General features: G+C 73.2%; 12 protein-coding genes. 2 read left to right on the forward strand and 10 right to left on the reverse strand.

Features of this window, described 5'->3' with window-relative positions; all coding sequences use genetic code 11:
* Positions 1-651 precede the first annotated feature (651 nt).
* Together BLS95_RS01400 and BLS95_RS01405 are read right to left on the reverse strand one after the other, a co-directional pair.
* Positions 652-1,791, reverse strand: a complete 1,140-nt coding sequence (locus tag BLS95_RS01400; RefSeq protein WP_090928229.1) for an acyl-CoA dehydrogenase family protein — start codon at positions 1,789-1,791, stop codon at positions 652-654.
* An 18-nt stretch (positions 1,792-1,809) separates the two neighbouring features.
* Positions 1,810-5,205, reverse strand: a complete 3,396-nt coding sequence (locus BLS95_RS01405) for an indolepyruvate ferredoxin oxidoreductase family protein (protein WP_218135532.1) — start codon at positions 5,203-5,205, stop codon at positions 1,810-1,812.
* 156 nt (positions 5,206-5,361) lie between these two features.
* Between BLS95_RS01405 and BLS95_RS01410 the strand changes: the two genes are divergently transcribed.
* A complete protein-coding gene (locus tag BLS95_RS01410) occupies positions 5,362-5,820 on the forward strand; it encodes an Lrp/AsnC family transcriptional regulator (protein WP_090928232.1) in 459 nt (152 codons plus the stop codon).
* A 12-nt stretch (positions 5,821-5,832) separates the two neighbouring features.
* On the opposite strand, the gene BLS95_RS01415 is transcribed toward BLS95_RS01410, so the two are convergent.
* The gene (locus tag BLS95_RS01415; RefSeq protein ID WP_090928234.1) at positions 5,833-7,176 is read right to left on the reverse strand and encodes a DUF11 domain-containing protein; all 1,344 of its coding nucleotides are present in this window, start codon (positions 7,174-7,176) and stop codon (positions 5,833-5,835) included.
* Positions 7,177-7,367: 191 nt separating this feature from the next.
* Between BLS95_RS01415 and BLS95_RS01420 the strand changes: the two genes are divergently transcribed.
* Positions 7,368-8,099 carry a class I SAM-dependent methyltransferase gene (locus tag BLS95_RS01420; RefSeq protein ID WP_090928236.1) on the forward strand — a complete coding sequence of 244 codons (732 nt, stop codon included), beginning with the start codon at positions 7,368-7,370 and terminating at the stop codon, positions 8,097-8,099.
* Between the two features lie 61 nt (positions 8,100-8,160).
* Here the strand turns inward: BLS95_RS01420 and BLS95_RS01425 are convergent, their stop codons facing one another.
* The 7 genes from BLS95_RS01425 to BLS95_RS01455 all read right to left on the reverse strand — a co-directional run bounded on the left by BLS95_RS01425 (position 8,161) and on the right by BLS95_RS01455 (position 16,495).
* Positions 8,161-9,054, reverse strand: a complete 894-nt coding sequence (locus BLS95_RS01425) for an alpha/beta hydrolase family protein (RefSeq protein WP_425434677.1) — start codon at positions 9,052-9,054, stop codon at positions 8,161-8,163.
* Positions 9,055-9,152: 98 nt separating this feature from the next.
* Complete coding sequence (locus tag BLS95_RS01430) at positions 9,153-11,990, reverse strand: helix-turn-helix transcriptional regulator (protein ID WP_245764755.1); 2,838 nt, start codon at positions 11,988-11,990, stop codon at positions 9,153-9,155.
* A gap of 80 nt (positions 11,991-12,070) precedes the next feature.
* On the reverse strand, positions 12,071-13,042 hold the full coding sequence (locus BLS95_RS01435; protein WP_090928240.1) for a branched-chain amino acid ABC transporter permease: 972 nt from the start codon (positions 13,040-13,042) through the stop codon (positions 12,071-12,073).
* On the reverse strand, positions 13,039-13,899 hold the full coding sequence (locus BLS95_RS01440; protein ID WP_090928242.1) for a branched-chain amino acid ABC transporter permease: 861 nt from the start codon (positions 13,897-13,899) through the stop codon (positions 13,039-13,041). Before BLS95_RS01440 ends, BLS95_RS01435 begins: the two co-directional genes overlap by 4 nt.
* A complete protein-coding gene (locus BLS95_RS01445) occupies positions 13,896-14,555 on the reverse strand; it encodes an ABC transporter ATP-binding protein (RefSeq protein WP_090928244.1) in 660 nt (219 codons plus the stop codon). The genes BLS95_RS01440 and BLS95_RS01445 overlap by 4 nt, the downstream gene beginning before the upstream one ends.
* The gene (locus tag BLS95_RS01450; protein ID WP_090928246.1) at positions 14,552-15,307 is read right to left on the reverse strand and encodes an ABC transporter ATP-binding protein; all 756 of its coding nucleotides are present in this window, start codon (positions 15,305-15,307) and stop codon (positions 14,552-14,554) included. The genes BLS95_RS01445 and BLS95_RS01450 overlap by 4 nt, the downstream gene beginning before the upstream one ends.
* Positions 15,308-15,310: 3 nt before the next feature.
* Complete coding sequence (locus tag BLS95_RS01455) at positions 15,311-16,495, reverse strand: ABC transporter substrate-binding protein (protein WP_090928248.1); 1,185 nt, start codon at positions 16,493-16,495, stop codon at positions 15,311-15,313.
* Position 16,496 lies beyond the last annotated feature (1 nt).

Genomic DNA, 16,496 nt, shown 5'->3' on the forward strand with positions numbered 1-16,496 from the left:
TGCCGAACGACCAGCAGGAGATCCCGCGAGCCCAGACGTTGTTCAAGCTCGCTCACTCGGGTACCGAGGAATGCACGCTGCGCTTCTGTGAGGACGGCGCCGGAATCCAAGCACTCGCTGACGCATCCGCTGATCTCCAGGAGAACCGGGTCTGCGGAGGGCAGCAGAAAAGGTAAGCGCTGACGGCGCCAGAACCACAACGCGTGCACCGCAGCTTCCCGGGGAGCTCCATACCAGTACCAGCGAGCCTGAAGGTTCGGATTTGCCTCCTCTGCGCGCGGAGATCGCCGGCCTCGCACTTTGGCCTCCCGGCGCCTTGTTGCATAGACCTGGAGCTCAACCTGCCGGGCAGCACGGCTGGCCTCGATAACATCCAGAGCACGAAGCAGGGCCGCCTCATCGCGTAGAAACCTTCCGGCCCGGGACTCAAGGAAACTCAGCGTTGCCTCGAATCCGAGTGGCCGATACAACTGCACGCAGGACCGGAACGCTGACACCCGCCATCGGTAGGGCAGGGCAGGGTCACGTACCCTACGGGCAAAGTTGCCGAAGCTCACCAACGAAGGCTAACGGCGATCATCGGAAGCCCCATCCCCACACAAAGGACCCCGCCTCCCAGCACAGGGAAGCGGGGTTTCCGCATGTCAGGAGCTACTTGGCCAGATGACGACTGATGACCAGGCGCTGGATCTGGTTGGTGCCCTCGAAGATCTGCATGATTTTGGCCTCGCGCATGTAGCGCTCGACTCGGAACTCGCGGGTGTACCCGTACCCGCCGAACACCTGCACCGCGTCCGTGGTGACCTTCATTGCCGCGTCCGTGGCCACCAGCTTGGCGATGCTTGCCTGGCGGCTGTACGGGAGGCCGGCGTCGCGGCGGCGGGCGGCGTCGAGGTAGGTGGCGCGGGCGCTGTCGACGCCGGCGGCCATGTCCGCGAGGAGGAAGCCGAGGCCCTGGTGGTCGATGATGCGCTTGCCGAACGTCTGCCGCTCCTTGGCGTAGCGGACGGCCTCGTCGAGGGCGGCCTGGGCGAGGCCGGTGGCGCAGGCGGCGATGCCGAGGCGGCCGGAGTCGAGGGCGCCGAACGCGATCTGCAACCCCTGGCCCTCCTCGCCGATCAGCCGGTCGGGCTCCAGGAGCGCGCCGTCCCAGTGGGCGCTGGTCGTCGGTACGGCGTGCAGCCCCATCTTCTCCTCGGGCCGCCCGAACGTCAGCCCCTCGGCGGCCCCCGGCGCCAGGAAGCAGGAGACCCCGCGCGAGCCCTCGCCCGTGCGGGCGAACAGGGCGTAGAAGTCGGCGATGCCGCCATGCGTGATCCACGCCTTGCTGCCGGTGATCCGGTAGCCGTCCGCCACCCGCTCCGCCCGGCAGGTGAGGGCACCGGCGTCGGACCCGGCCTGCGGTTCCGACAGGCTGTAGCCGCCGATCAGCCGGCCGGCCAGCATGTCGGGCAGCCACCGCGCGCGCTGCTCCGCCGTGCCGTGCGCGGCCACCGGGTAGCAGGCGAGCGTGTGCACGCTGGTCGCCACCGCGACGGCCGCCCAGCGCATCGCCAGCTCCTCGATCACCTGCAGGTAAACCTCGTACGGCTGCGCGCCCCCGCCGAACTCCTCCGGATACGGCAGCCCGAGCAGCCCCGCCGCGCCCAGCGTGGCGAACAGCCCGTCCGGATACGTCTCGGCCCGCTCATGCTCGTCGACCCGGCGCGCCAGCTCCTTGTCGGCGATCTCGCGGGTCAGCTCGATGAGGTCCCTGGCGTCCTGGTCGGGAAGCAGCCGGTCGACTGTCACGATCGATCTTCTCCTGGGTCATGCGGGATGCGCGGCCGGTTCGTCCAGCCGGGCGAGGGCGGTGGATGCACGTTCACGGAAGTCGGCTACCCGGGCGAGCTTGATGTTCTCGTACCCGCGGATCAAATCCGGCAGGCCCGCGATCTCCGTGACGGCTTCGGCGGTGCCCGGGGTGAGGCGGTCGAGGGCGGCGCGCATCAGGTCGCGGTACTCGGTGACGAGCTCGCGTTCGACGCGCCGCACGTGGGCGTGGCCGAACACGTCGAACGCCGTTCCGCGCAGCACCTTGGCGGCACGCAGGCCGCGGAACACGACGCCGGCCGAGCGGCGCAGCCTGATCTTGCGCTTGAGGCCCATGGCGCGCAGCAGCGGCGGGTGCAGCAGCACCGACACGACCGCGTCGGGGCCGAACTCGCGCTCCCGCCTGGCCCGCTCGGCGGGGTCGAGGTGCAGGCGGGCGACCTCGTACTCGTCCTTGTAGGCCATCAGCTTGTGCAGGCCGCGGGCGTAGGCGAGGGCGATCGCGGTGCCCGCCGCCGCGCCCGCCCGCTCGGCCGCGACGGCGTGCACACGGCGCACGTCCTCGGCGTACGTACGGGCGTAGGCGGCGTTCTGGTAGCCGGTCAGGTCGGCCACCCGGGTGGCCACGACCTCCTCCAGCCCCGGGGCGGCGGGTTCGTCGGTGGCGAGGTCGAGCGCCTTGCGTACCGCCTCCGGGTCGGACACGGCGGCGCGGCCCCAGCGGAAGGCGGCCAGGTTCTGCTCGACGGCGGCCCGGTTGAGGGTGATGGCCTGTTCGACGGACGCGGCGCTGACCGGCAGGCAGCCGAGCTGGTAGGCGGCGCCGAGCAGCAGCAGGTTGGCCGGCATGTGGTCGCCGAACAGCGCCTCGGCCAGCTCGTGGGCGTCCACGCAGGTGACGCTCCGGGTGACCGACTCGATCCTGGCGACCGCGTCGGCGTGCCCCGGCACGGGTGCCCGCCCGGTCACCATGGCGGCGGTGGGCACCACGGAGGTGTTCAGCACGGCGACCGTGCGTTCCGGCGCGGCGACGGCCAGGTTCCCCTCGGCCGCCGCGCCCAGCAGGTCGAACCCGAGGAGCACGTCGGCCGCGCCGCGCGAGGCCCGGGGCGAGCCGGTCACCGGCCGCCGCGAGAGGCGTACGTCGCTGACCACCGGGCCGCCCTTCTGCGCCAGCCCGGTCTGCTCCAGGCCGGAGGCGTGCAGGCCGTCGAGGTGGGCCGCCATCTGCAGGATCTGCGAGACGGTGACGACGCCGGTGCCGCCGATGCCGGGCATCCTGATCAGCGCCTCGTCCGGCCGGCTCGCCGGCTCCGGCGGCTCCACGGGGAGCTCCGTGTCCGTCAGGCGGGCCTTGACGGTGCCCGGCTCGACCAGCAGGAACGACGGGCAGTCGCCCTTGAGGCAGCTCAGGTCGGAGTTGCAGGACGCCTGGTGGATGCGGGTCTTGCGGCCGTACTCGGTCTCGACCGGCTGCACGGACAGGCACGTGGAGACGTCGCCGCAGTCGCCGCAACCCTCGCAGACCCGCTCGTTCACCACGACCTTCTGGACCGGTGTGGGCAGTTTGCCGCGCTTGCGCAGCCGCCGCTCCTCGGCCGCGCAGCGGTCGTCGTGGATCAGCACGGTCACGCCGTCTAGCGCGGCCAGCTCCCGCTCGACCGCGGGCAGGTCGTCGCGGTGCCGCACGGACGCGTTGTCCGCCAGTCGCACCCCCCGGTACGTCTCCGGCTCCGGCGTGGTGACCACGATCCGGCGCACGCCCTCCAGCGCCAGCTCCCGCGTCAGCGCCGGCACGTCGAGCCGGCCCTCCGCGCGCTGCCCGCCGGTCATGGCCACGGCGTCGTTGTAGAGCAGCTTGTACGTCATCGACACCCCGGCCGCCACCGCGGCCCTGATCGCCAGGGAGCCGGAGTGGTGGAAGGTGCCGTCACCGAGGTTCTGCACGAAATGCCGGTCGGCGGTGAACGGCGCCAGCCCGATCCACTGCGCCCCCTCGCCGCCCATCTGGGTCAGCCCGATCTGGGTGCCCCGCCCGTGCCCGTCCAGGGCGATCATGGCGTGGCAGCCGATGCCCACGCCGACCAGCGTGCCCTCGGCGGCGCGGGTGGAGGTGTTGTGCGGGCAGCCCGAGCAGAAGTACGGGGTGCGCGTGGCCACCAGCGGCAGCATCCGGCGCGCGGGGCGCGACACCCGTACGGACTGCCGGGGGAGGCGGTCCTCGCCCACGCAGGTGGCCACGGCCTTGGCCACGTCCTCGGCGCTGAGGGTGCCGCGTGCGGTCAGGAGCTCCCGGCCCACGACGGCCGGCGTGCGCTCGCCGCCGTACAGGGCCTGCTTGACGTGCCCCTCCAGGAACGGCACCTTGTCCTCGACCACCAGCACCCGCCCCAGGTCGGCGGTCATGGCGGCCAGCTCGTCGTACGCCAGCGGGAACGGCATCCCCACCTTGATCAGCCGCAGCCCGAGGCCGTCCATGGCCGCCTCGTCCAGGCCCAGGTCCGCCAGCGCGCGCAGGACCACCGCGTACGTGGTGCCGGAGGCGAGGATGCCCAGTGTGGTGTTGCCCGCCCCGTGCGTCACCCGGTTCAGGCCGTGCTCGCGGGCGTAGGCGCGGGCCAGGTCCAGGCGGCGGGTGTGCATGTCGTGCTCGGCGTCCAGGGCGGCGGCCCCGAGCAGGAGGGGGGTCGAGGGGTTCGGGTCGCCGCCGGGGGCCGGGATGCCCGCCCGCAGCGGGGCCAGGTCCACGGTGGAGGAGGCGTCGGCGATGTCGGCGACGATCTTCAGGCCGGTCCAGAGGCCGGTGGCGCGCGACAGGGCGACCGCGTGCAGCCCGAGCTCGATGATCTCGGCGACCGAGCTGGGCGCGAGCAGCGGCATCGACAGGCTCTGGCAGAGCGGCTCGCACGAGCTGGGCAGGGTGGACGACTTGCAGCCGGGGTCGTCGCCGATCCAGGCCACCGCGCCGCCGAGGGCCGCCGTACCGGCCGCGTTGGCGTGCCTGATGGCGTCGGCGGCCCGGTCGAGGCCGGGGTTCTTGCCGTACCAGAAGCCCGTCACCCCGTCGTGGCGCCTGCCGGGGACCTGGCCGAGCAGCTGGGTGCCGCCCACCGAGGTGGCGGCCAGCTCCTCGTTCAGGCCGGGGCGGAACACCACGCCCGCCTCCCGCAGGAACTGCGTGGCCCGTCCCAGCTCCAGGTCCAGGCCGCCCAGCGGCGACCCCTGGTAACCGGAGACGAACACCCGCGTGTCCAGCCCGCGCTCGCGGTCCAGGCGGCGCTGCTCCAGGGTCAGGCGGACCAGGGCCTGGATGCCGGAGATGAGCACCCGGCCGTCCTGTGCCGAGTACTTGTCGTCGAGCGACACAGGTGGGGGAGTCACGCTCACGTCCACGCGAACCTCCTGGCTTCGTACGTTGTGATTCCCAGCACAGCAACGTGAGCGGGACATGCGCAAGTATTAGCGGAGAAAGTACTCCCAAGACGCAAACAATATGATGGCAGGGGCTTTGCTGCTGATGTTCTTTGCGCCGGAGAGAGGGGTTCTCCCATGCCTGACGTGGACGACATCGATCAGCAGGTGCTCCGGCTGCTGCGGGAGGACGGGCGCAGGACGTTCTCGGAGATGGCCGAGCTGATCGGGCTGTCGGTCGCGGCCGTGAAGCGGCGCGTGGACCGGCTCAGGCAGATTGGCGTGATCACCGGGTTCACCGTGCAGATCGACTACGCCAAGCTGGGGTGGGGCATCGAGGCGTTCACCGAGCTGCGTTATCCGGGCACGACGCCGGTCAGCGAGATCGTCCGCACGGCCACCGACGTGACCGAGGTGCAGGCCGTCTACACGATCGCGGGGGACCCGGACGCGCTGATCCACGTACGGGTGCGGGACTTGGGGCACCTGCAGCAGGTCATCGACCGGCTGCGCAGGGCCGGGGACGTGACGGGGACGAAGACGTTGCTGGTGCTCGGGTCGTGGAGCAGGGAGGCACGGGACCCGCGGATCCGCTGAGGCCGGTCGTCGTCAGCGCGCGCTCTTGGGCTTGCCGTGGGCGCCGCCCTTCCGGGCGCGGTCGCCGTTAGATGAGCCACTGGTGCCCTTGCCGGTGCTGGGGCCGGTGCCGTCGCCGGCTCCGGCCAAGGTGCCGCCGGTGCCGCCGGGGCGGGAGAACGAGCGGACGAGCAGGCCGATGGAGAGCAGTACCGCCGCGCCCAGGCCGAAGATCCAGAACGACAGGCCGGTCACGGGCAGGGGCGCGTGGTGGTGCGCCGGTGGGGGCAGCGCGTCGTGGCCGCGGGTGCCGGTGCCGGGCGTGGGAAGGGGCAGTGCCGGCGGCGCCGCCTCCAGGTGGGCCGCGCCGCGCTCGCGCTCGTGCCGCCCGGCCCGGCGCCGCAGGTCAGGAGGGGTCGCCAGGATCTCGGCGCGGCCCAGTAGCGGGGTCGTCGTCATGTCCACGACGGAGGTGGGTTCCGGGGTGGCGGCGCCCTGGACGGCGTCGACGGTGGTGGACGCGCAGGAGCGGTTGTTGTCGGTGTCGCGCTCGCGGGCGGCGGTGTGCACGGTGGCGCAGCTCTCGATCGTGCCGGCGGCGTGCGGGGTGATGGTGACGGCGAACGTTCTGCTCTCGTGCGGTTCCAGGGTGCCGAGGGGGCAGTCGAGGGCGGGGCCGCCGCCGGGGCACTCGGGCGGGCGGCCGGTGATCGTGGCCCGGTCGCCGGCGGCGGGGTCGCGTACGGTGACGTCGGTGGCCCGCGACGGGCCGTGGTTGGTCACGGTGAGCGTGTACGTGCTGCCGCCGTTGGCATTGGCCCTGGCCGGGGCGCTCTTCCGGAGCTCCACGTCCGCCAGGGTCCGGGTCTGGCCGATGATCTGCGCCGAGTCCGTGGTCGTCCCGGCTGTCGTGGCCTCCGCGCGGGCGCGCAGGTTCGTGCCGTCGGGCAGCGCGGGGTCGGTCACGACGGGGATGTGGTACGTGAGGCTCTCGCCCGGACCGATCGTCAGGCGCGGGCCGCCGCAGGTGACGGTCTGGTCGACGGTGGAGCAACCGGCGGGGAGGGGGCCGGGGACGGTGTTCGGGTCAAGGGTGTCGGCGACGGTGACGCGCTCGACGGTCTGGTCCCCGGTGTTCGTGACGGTCACCATGTGCACGGACTCCGCCCCGGCGATCACCGGGTTCGGGCTGAGGACGCCGGCGACCCGCAGCCCGGGACCCTGCAGCCCGGGACCGCGCAGCCCGAGACTTCGGGGCGCGGCACCCGGGAACGACCGGTCACCGGCGGCCGGGGTGGTGGTTCCTGCCAGGGTCGGGGCGGCCCAGCCGCCCAACGTCGTGAGAGCGATGATCGCGGCGATTCCGGGCCTGCCCATGTGGTTACCCCCCCGCGTGAACGTGCTGTGCCGGGACGATCCTCGCGGCCCGGGACCGGCCCGTACCGGCGACCAGACCGGAACCATGCGCCGGCGTGACGCAGTCTTTGCCCGCGCCGGTCGCCGGCGGGGTTCAGCGCTCGACGAACAAGCCTCGCCTCCCGGCGGGCGCCGCCCGTAGGGTCGGGCCCATGGCAGGGGTTGCCCGCTACGACGACATCGCCGACTTCTACGCGGCCGGCTGGACCGACGCGATCGAGGATCCCGCCTCCGCGAGCCTGCTCGACCTGCTGGGGCCGGTGGCGGGGCGCCGGGTGCTGGAGATCGCCTGCGGGCACGGCCGGATCGCCCGGGAGCTCGCCCGCCGTGGCGCCGACGTCGTGGGCGCTGACATCTCGGCGGCCCTGCTGGGCAAGGCGGAGGCCGCCGAGCGCGAGATCCCGCTCGGCATCCGCTACGTCCACGCCGACGTGTCCCTGCCCGATTCGCGCGACGGGTCCCGCTTCGACGCCGTGGTCTGCAGTTTCGGGCTTTCCGACATCGACGACCTCGACGGCGCGGTGGCGGGGGCCGCGGGTGCCCTGCGGGCCGGCGGCGTCTTCGTCTGCTCGATCCTGCACCCGTGCTTCCCCGGAGGGCGGGAGGTGTCGGGCTCGTGGCCGGGTGACGGGCGCTATCACGCCGAGGGCTGGTGGCGGGCCGACGGGGAGCTCTCGACCCTGCGCCGCCAGGTCGGCGCCAACCACCGCACGCTCTCGACCTACGTCAACACGCTCCGTCGCCACGGCCTGTGGGTGGACGGGCTGGCCGAGCCGGAGCCCGCCCGGGAGTGGGCGGACAGACGGCCGGACGCCGCCCGCTTCCCGGTGTTCCTCGTCATGAGATGCGTCAAGATCGGTGATCCGCCGCCTGCCGAAGGCTGACGGGGATCCACCTGCGGGCATGCCGATGGCGGCCGCTCGCCTGCGGCCGCCATCGGTAGGGTCAGGAGCTCGGGCAGGTGTGCCGGTACTCCTGGATCGAAGAGCCGCTCGGCGGCGGGCAGAGGAACTGCTCGTAGCGGGTGTCGTCGTCCACGAACCGCTTCAGCCAGGCGACCATCGACTTGGCCATCGTGGTGTTGGTCGTCTGGGGGAAGAAGTGGCTGGCGTTGTTCAGCTCCAGGTACGCCTTCTCCGCCGACGACGGGATGGACTGGTAGAACGGCTCCGAGTGGCTGGACACCGGGGCGACGCTGTCGCTCTCACCACCGATGATCATCGTCGGGACACGGATGCCGGACCAGGACTTGGTCGTGTTCCAGGGCGCCAGGGGCACGGCGGCCTGGAGCGACGGGCGGTCATTGGCGGCTTCCAGGGAGCCGCCGCCGCCCATCGAGTGACCGGCCACCGCCAGCCGGGACCCGTCGATGCGGCTGCGGATCGTGGTCGCGCTGTCCTCGACCAGGTAGTCGAGCGCGGCCAGGAGCTGGCGGCCACGGCTGGCGGGCTGGTCGTAGCGCGAGTTGGTCTCGATCCCGATCACGACGAACCCGTGCGAGGCGATCCTCGGGCCGAGCCACGAGAGGCTGGACCACGCGGCGGTGTACCCGGGTGAGATGGCGATGGCGCCGAACGTGCCCTGGCTGGTGTCCGTCGGGTAGTAGATCACTCCGCCGCCGAAGCCGCTGACGCTCAGCGAGGAGACGCTCTGCTGGGCCGTGGCGAACGGGCCGCGGCTGGCTTCGAGGATGGCGTTGGTGGGGTCGGGGCCGCGGTCGTACGGGCCGGCCGCCGCCTGGGCGGCGGGAGCGGCCGCGAGGGCACCGCCGATCAGTGCGAGGGTGAGGGTGAGCTTGGTCAACGTTCGCGCGCCGCGCTGGGGGGTGGAGAGCTGCACGTCGTCATACTCCCTGCTCGTCGGGGGGTGACTGCTGTCTGCCGCCATTGTTGGGATCGGCAGTCAGCCGTGCATCGGTGAAATCACCGGTCTGCCGATCAGGACATGAGCCGTACCAGTTCGACGCGGGAGCGGATGCCGAGCCGGCTGAAGATGTTCCTGAGGTGGTGCTCGACGGTGCGCCTGCTCAGGAACAGCTGCTCGGCCACCTCCTTGTTGGTGGCGCCCTCGGCCACCATGCGGGCGATCTGCAATTGCTGGGCCGTCAGCTGCCGCGTGGTCGCGTTCGTGGCGGGGCGTACCGGGTCGCCGGAGGCGCGCAGCTCGGTCCTGGCCTGCTCGGTCCACAGGCGGGCGCCGTAACGTTCGAACGTCTCCAGCGCCGTGTGCAGGTGGTTCCTGGCGGCGCCGGGGCGGCGGTCGCGGCGCAGCGCGCTGCCGTACAGGAGCCTGGTGCGGGCCGCCTCGAACTCGCACACCCCCTGCCCGTGCAGGTCGATGGCCTCGCGGAAGAGCTCCTCGGCCGCGCCCGGCCCGGCCAGCAGCGCGCGGCAGCGGGCGACCAGGGCACGCAGGTCGGGGCTGCGGGTGCTGCCCACCCAGCGCTCCAGCACCCGCAGCGCCGACGCGGCCTGCTCGTGCTCGCCGATACGCGCGGACGCCTCGATGAAGTGCGGCGTCGCCATGACCCGGATGACGACGTGCTTGTTGCGCCGCTCGGCCCGCAGCCGGCCGGCGGCGTCGGCCGGGCGGCCCGCGGCCAGGTCGACGTAGGCCAGCGCCCAGTTGCCGATGGCCCCCGCGATGCCCAGCCCGTGGGCGTCGGCCAGGTCGGTGGCGGCGTCGGCGCGCACCCGGCAGGTCTCCTGGTCGCCCTCGACGGCCGCGGTGATCGCCAGCCAGGCGAGGTGCTGGGCCGCGGTGTTGAGCTGGCCGGTCTCCTGCGCCAGGCGCAGCCCCGTGGCCGCGGTGCTCGCCACGGAGGCGTAGCGGCCCATCCAGATCTCCGAGTAGATCATGTACTCCAGCAGCTGCGGTACGGCCGAGGCCGCGCCGCGCACCCGGGCCGCCTCCAGGGCGCGGGCGGACAGGCGGTGCGCGGTGGCGTCCTCGCCGAGCAGCAGGCTGGCCACGCAGGCCCACACGAGCACGGCGGGATCGCGTACCGAGCCCGCCAGCTCGACCACCCGCCGCAGCGGGCCGGCGGCCTCCTGATGGGAGCCGCTGAAGGTGGAGGCCATGCCGGCGAGATACTCGAACATGAGCTCCGTCGGCGCCGTCTCGTCGGGGCGGCGCAGCGCGGCGGCCTGGCGGGCGATGGCGATGAACGCCCGGTTGTCGCCCGCCCGGTAGCTGGCGTCGGCGGCCCTGACGAGCGCGCGCACGCCCAGCATGCGGTGGCTGTCCAGGAGCAGCCCCGCGGCGGCGAGCAGCTCCTCGCGGGCGCTTCCGGTCTCGCCGCCGAGCAGCTCCAGGCTGCCGTGCAGGAGTTGCACGTGACCGCGCAGCGCGGCGGGGGTGGAGAAGCCGGGACCGATGGCGAGGGCCGGGGAGGCGGCGGTCGGAGCGAGGTCGCCGGCCGTGGTGAGGGCGCGTAACCGGGTCAGGAGCGAGCGGGCGGCCTGAGGGTGGCCGGAGATCCACGCGTGGCGGGCCGCGGCGGCCAGCCGCTCGGCCTTGGCGGGGCCGTGGCGGGTCAGCTCGGCGGCGCGTTCCAGCGCCAGGTACGCCTCCGGATGGGCCGAGCGGGCCTCGATGGCGGCGGCGGCCAGGTCGTCGGCGAGGGCCTCGGCGGGGGCGTCGAGCGCGAACGCCCGGTGCCAGGCCCGGCGCAGCCGTACCTGCGGGGTGTCATGGGCCTCCAGCAGGCCGGCGAGCAGGCGGTGGGCGTGGCGGCGGCGCGCCAGGGAGGCGCCGTGGTAGGCCACCGCCCGCATCGTCGGCTCGCGGAAGTCGTAGCGGTCGCCGGTGGCGTGCAGGATGCCCGCGCGTTCGGCCGGTTCAAGCGCGGCCAGGGCGCACGCGGGCTGGGCGGCCCTGGCCAGGGTGGCCACGTCCAGGCCGGCGTCGGCGGCGATCAGCAGCAGCAGGTGCCGGGCCTGCTCGGGCAGGGCCGCCAGGCGGCTCGCGTGCGCCCGCCACAGACGCCCGCCGTGGGGCAGCGCGGTGGGCGGCGCGGCCAGGCCCGCGAGCTGGTCGGGGGTGAGGGCGCCGATGAGCTCGGCCATGGCCAGCGGGTTGCCCCGGGCGATCTGGTTGAGCGCGGACAGCAGGTCCTCGGGGAGCGGTCCTGGCGCGAGGTCGCCGGCCAGCTCGCGTACGGCCTCCTCGCCGAGCCCGTCCAGCACGAGAGCGGGCACCCCGTCCAGCCCGCCGGAGGCCGGCCCGGGCGCGGTGCCGGTGGTGAGGTGGTCGCGGGCCGCGAACAGCAGCGCCACCGGCTCGCCCGCCACCCGCCTGGCCGTGAACGACAGGGCCGCGCGGCTGGGCGGGTCCAGCCGGTCCACGTCGTCCACGCAGGCCAGCACCGGCCGCTCGGCGGACACCGCCGACAGCAGGCCCAGCACGGCGGCGGGCAGGGCCAGCCCGGGGACGGCGGTGCCGGACTCCAGGGCCGCCGTCAGGGCGCGGGCCTGCGCGTCCGGCAGCGTGGAGGAGAGCGCCGAGGAGGTCGTGGCGATCGGGCGCAGCAGCGCGTGCAGCCCGGCGCAGGGGAGCCGGGACTCCGCGTCCACCCCGGACACCCGTAACACGCGGAAGCCGGCCGTGGCGGCGTGCGCGGCGGCCAGGTCGAGCAGCGCCGTCTTGCCCATGCCCGCGGGTCCGGTCAGCAGCAGGGCCCCGCCGGAGCCCGCCCGCGCGCCGTCGATCAGCCGCGACAGCGCGTGCTCCGCCTCGGCGCGGCCGTGCAGCGTACGGTCCTGGCCCGTGGACACGCCTCCAGTGTTACGCGCGGATGTCGCCCGTGAAAGGGGACGTTCAGGTGATACCAGTGAATTCACCGATATATCCCGACTCAACGGGCCCGCAGGGACTCCCGCTTCCTCGACAGCCGCCCGGCGACGGCCGGCAGCAGCCCGTGCGGCAGGAAGAGCACGACTCCGATGAGCACCAGGGCGTAGACGGCGTACGACAGCACGCTCGGCGCGTACGACGGCATCCCCGGCAGCGCGGCCAGGCTGTTCAACCCCTGCACCAGCAGCGTGATCGCGGTGGCCCCGACGACGGCCCCCCAGATCGTGCCCAGCCCTCCGACCACGGCCATGACGATGTACTGGATGGAGATCAGCACGGGGAACGACCCCGGCGCCACGTACCCGGTGTAGAAGCAGTAGATGCCACCGGCGAGCCCGGCGAAGGCGGCCGACAGCGCGAACACGACCAGCTTGTACCGCCCGACCGGGATCCCCGAGGAGGCCGCGGCGGTCTCGCTGGTGGCCAGCGCGCGCAGCGCGCGTCCCGGTCGCGAGGCGATGACGTTGTGCGTCACCAGCATCACCAGCGCCACCCCGGCCCAGGTCAGGTACGCGTACGCGCTCGCCGAGCCCGCCTCGAACGACCCCACGGAGAACTGCGGGATGGCCTGCAGCCCGATGTCTCCGCCGGTGAACTCCAGCTGCCCGGCCAGCGAGAGCAGGATGAGCTGCATGGCCAGGGTCGCGAAGGCCAGATGGTGCCCGCGCAGCCGCAGCAGCGGCACCCCGATCACCAGCGCCGACGCGGCGGCCACCACGGGCGCGGCGACCAGCCCCGCCACCGGCGGCACGCCGCCCAGGGCGAGCAGCGCGGCGGTGTAGGCGCCGATGGCGTAGAAGGCGCCCTGCCCCAGGGACACCTGCCCTGCGTACCCCATGAGCAGCGAGACCCCGACCGTGACCATGGCGGCCAGGCCGAGCAGGATGTAGACGGCCAGCGCGCTGTCGTCCAGCACCGCCGGCAGCGCCAGCGTCACGGCGGCGACCAGCAGCCCGGCGACGAGCCTGATCATGTGGACTCCTGCGTGACGGCCGGGCGCCGGCCGGCCTGCACGATCATCACGACGATCATGAGGCCCAGCGCGATCTCGAGCTGGTGGGACCCGTAGCCGTAACCGGCGGCCATGGTCTCGGCCACGCCGAGCAGCAGCGCGCCGGCGAGCGTGATCACCGGCCGGGTGAGCGCGCCGAAGACGGCCGCGGCGAAGCCGTTCACGATGAGCGTGACGTCGGTGTCGAAGGAGATCGGCCGCAGCGGCGTCACCAGCACTCCCGCCAGGCCGCCGAGCAGCCCGCCCAGCGCGAAGGCCAGCAGCCCCATCAGCCGGGTGTCGATGCCGACGACGCGGGCGGCGTAGGGGTTGGACGCGCACGCCGTCAGCGCCTTGCCCAGGTAGGTACGCCCGAAGAAGAGCGCCAGCAGCACGAACGTGGCCGCCGTCACGCCGATCACCAGCAGGTGCTGCGTCTGGATTCGCGCCCCCGCGACGATCACCGAGCCCGCCAGCCCGGGCGCCGAGCGCGGCTGGTCACCCCAGAGCACGATCTCGACGGCGTACGCGAGCACGCCCACGCCGAGCGTGATGATCAGCGCGGAGAGCGCCGTGGTGCCGCGCCTGCCGATGGCGGCCAGCCCGGTCAGCAGGCCCGCCAGCGCCGCGACCAGGACGGCGGCCACCTCGCTCAGCCCGTGGGGGAGCCCCATCCCGAGCAGCGAGGACATGCACAGCCCCGCGACCACGGCGAACGTCCCCTGCGCGAAGTTCACCACACCCGTGACCCGGTGGATCACCACCAGCCCACTGGCGATGAGCGCGATGGCGCACCCCACCGCCAGCCCGTTGAGCAGGTACGTCAGGAACGCGCTCATGTGATCGCCCCGCCCAGATAGGCGCTGGCCACCCGGGGGTCGCCGGCCAGCTCGGCGGAGTCGCCCTCGGTCACCACCCGCCCGGACTCCAGCACGTAGGCCCGCCGGCACAGCTCGAACGCCAGCCGCGCGTTCTGCTCGATCAGCAGCACGGTCAGCCCCTGCGAGCGGTTGAGCTCGGCCAGGTGGGCGGCCAGGTCGGCGGTCACGTTCGGGGCCAGCCCCAGGGACAGCTCGTCCACCACGAGCACCTCGGGCCGCGACATCATGGCCCGGCCGAAGGCCACCATCTGCTGCTCGCCGCCGGACAGCACGCCCGCCCGCCGCCCGGCCAGCTCGGCCAGCCGGGGGAGCAGGTCGTAGACGGGGGAGGGGTCGCGCTGCCCGGAGCGCCAGCCGCCGAGGGCGAGGTTGTCGGCGACGGTCAGGTCAGGGAAGAGCTGGCGGCCCTCCGGGATCAGCGCCAGCCGGCCGCCGATCGACACCGTGCCGGAGGCGGGCGTGAGCAGGCCCGCCAGGGTGTTGGCCAGCGTGGACTTGCCCGCGCCGTTCGGGCCGAGCAGGGCCACCAGCTCGCCGCGCCCTACCGTGAGGGTGACGTGTTCGAGCGCGGTCGCGGTGCCGTACGAGACCACCAGGTCCTTGACGTCGATCATGTGGCCTGTCCGAGGTAGGCGGCGAGCACCAGCGGGTCGGCCCGCACCTCGGCCGGCGGGCCGTCGGCGATGACCTGCCCGAGGTCGAGCACCACGACGCGGTCGGCGAGCCGGGTCACGAAGGCGACGTCGTGCTCGATGAGCAGGATCGTCAGCCCGCCCGCGCGCAGCTCCTCGACCAGCGCCGCGAGCCGCTCGCGCTCCTGGCCGCGCAGCCCGGAGGCGGGCTCGTCGAGCAGCAGCAGCCGGGGCCGCGCGCACAGGGCACGGGCGAGCTGGAGCGCCCGCTGCTGGCCGATGGGCAGCCGGTCCGCGGGCCGGTCCGCCCACTCGGCCAGGCCCACGCGTTCGAGCGCCGTGTCGGCCTCCGCGGCGATCTCGCGCTCGTCGCGCCGGTGCCGCGGCAGCCGCAGGGCCGCCGAGACGAACCCCGCGCGGGTGCGGCCGTGCAGCCCGACCATGACGTTCTCCCTGACCGTCATGCCGCGGAAGACCCGGGCCGCCTGGAACACGATGGACATGCCGAGCCGGGCCCGCCGGTGCGGCGCGAGCCGGTCCACCCGCTGCCCGAGGAAGGAGATCTGGCCGTGGTCGGCCGCCAGGTGCCCGGTGATCAGGTTGAACAGCGTGGACTTGCCGGCCCCGTTCGGCCCGATGATGCCGCAGACCTCGCCGTCCGCGATGGTCAGCGAGACGTCGCGGACGGCGTAGACGCCGCCGAAGGAGCGGGAGACCCCGGTGACCGTCAGCACGTGTTACCCGACCGCGGCGACGGTCTTGTTGAGCTGCTCCTGCGCCCAGTCGGTGGGGACGAACCGGCCGTTCTGCACGGTGTTGACCGAGATGTACTCGGGGGAGAGCCCGGAGTGGTCGGTGGGGGAGTAGCGGAAGCGCCCGTTCGGCGTGACCAGGTCCATGGTCTCCAGGGCCTGCTGGATCTTGACCTTGTCGGTGCCGCCGGCCTTCCTGATCGCCTCGAACAGCAGCAGGCTCGCGCTGTATCCGTCCTGGGCGAACTGCGGCGGCGGGTAACCGTGCTTCTGCTGGTACGGCCCGGCCATCTGGTCGATGACCTGCTTCTGCTTGCCCGCGGGCAGGTGCTCGCCGATGACGCCGATGGCGCTCTGCACGGTCATGCCCTCGGCGTCGGCGCCCATCGGCTCCAGCCACAGCTTGCTGGCCTGCGAGGCGGTCAGGAACAGCGGCGTCTTGAGCCCGGACGCCACGTACTGCTTGGCGGCCGTCACGCCGGGCGCGCCCGATCCCCAGAAGACCAGGGCCTCGGCCTCGGAGTCGCGCACGTGCTGGAAGACGGGGCTGAAGTCGGAGGTCGTGGTCTCGTAGCGTTCGTCCACGGCGATCTTCACCCCGTATTTCGGCGCGAGCTCGACCATGGACTCGTGGCCGGAGACCGAGTAGGCGCTCTTGGAGTCCCAGGCCACCGCGATCGTCTTGATGCCCTCGGCCTGGATGTACTGCAGGTAGCGCTCGGCGTACATGCTGGACAGGGCCGGGGTGACGAAGATGTAGGACTTGATCGGCTCGACCTGCTCCTGGGCCGGGGCCAGCGACAGGTAGGGCATCTTGTCGCGCTGGGCGAGCGGCTCGATCGCCAGCGCGGAGTTGGAGAACACCGGGCCGATCAGCGCGTCGATCTCGCCCTTGATCTGGTTGTAGGTCACGATGCCCTGGTCGGGAGCGGTCTTGTCGTCGCGCGTGACCAGCTCCACCTTCCGCCCGAGCAGCCCGCCCTGGGCGTTGACCTGCTCGACCGCGAGCTCGACGGCCTTCTTGTCCTCGCTGCCGAGCGGAGTGTAGTTGCCGGTCAAGGAGACGATCAGGCCCACCTTGATCGCGCTCTGGGCGCCACCACCGGCGTCGCCGCCGCACGCGGCCACGGCGAGCACGAGAAGGACCAGGGACGGGAGCAGCCGGCGCATC

It is taken from the genome of Nonomuraea jiangxiensis (assembly GCF_900099965.1).
GTDB lineage: Bacteria > Actinomycetota > Actinomycetes > Streptosporangiales > Streptosporangiaceae > Nonomuraea > Nonomuraea jiangxiensis.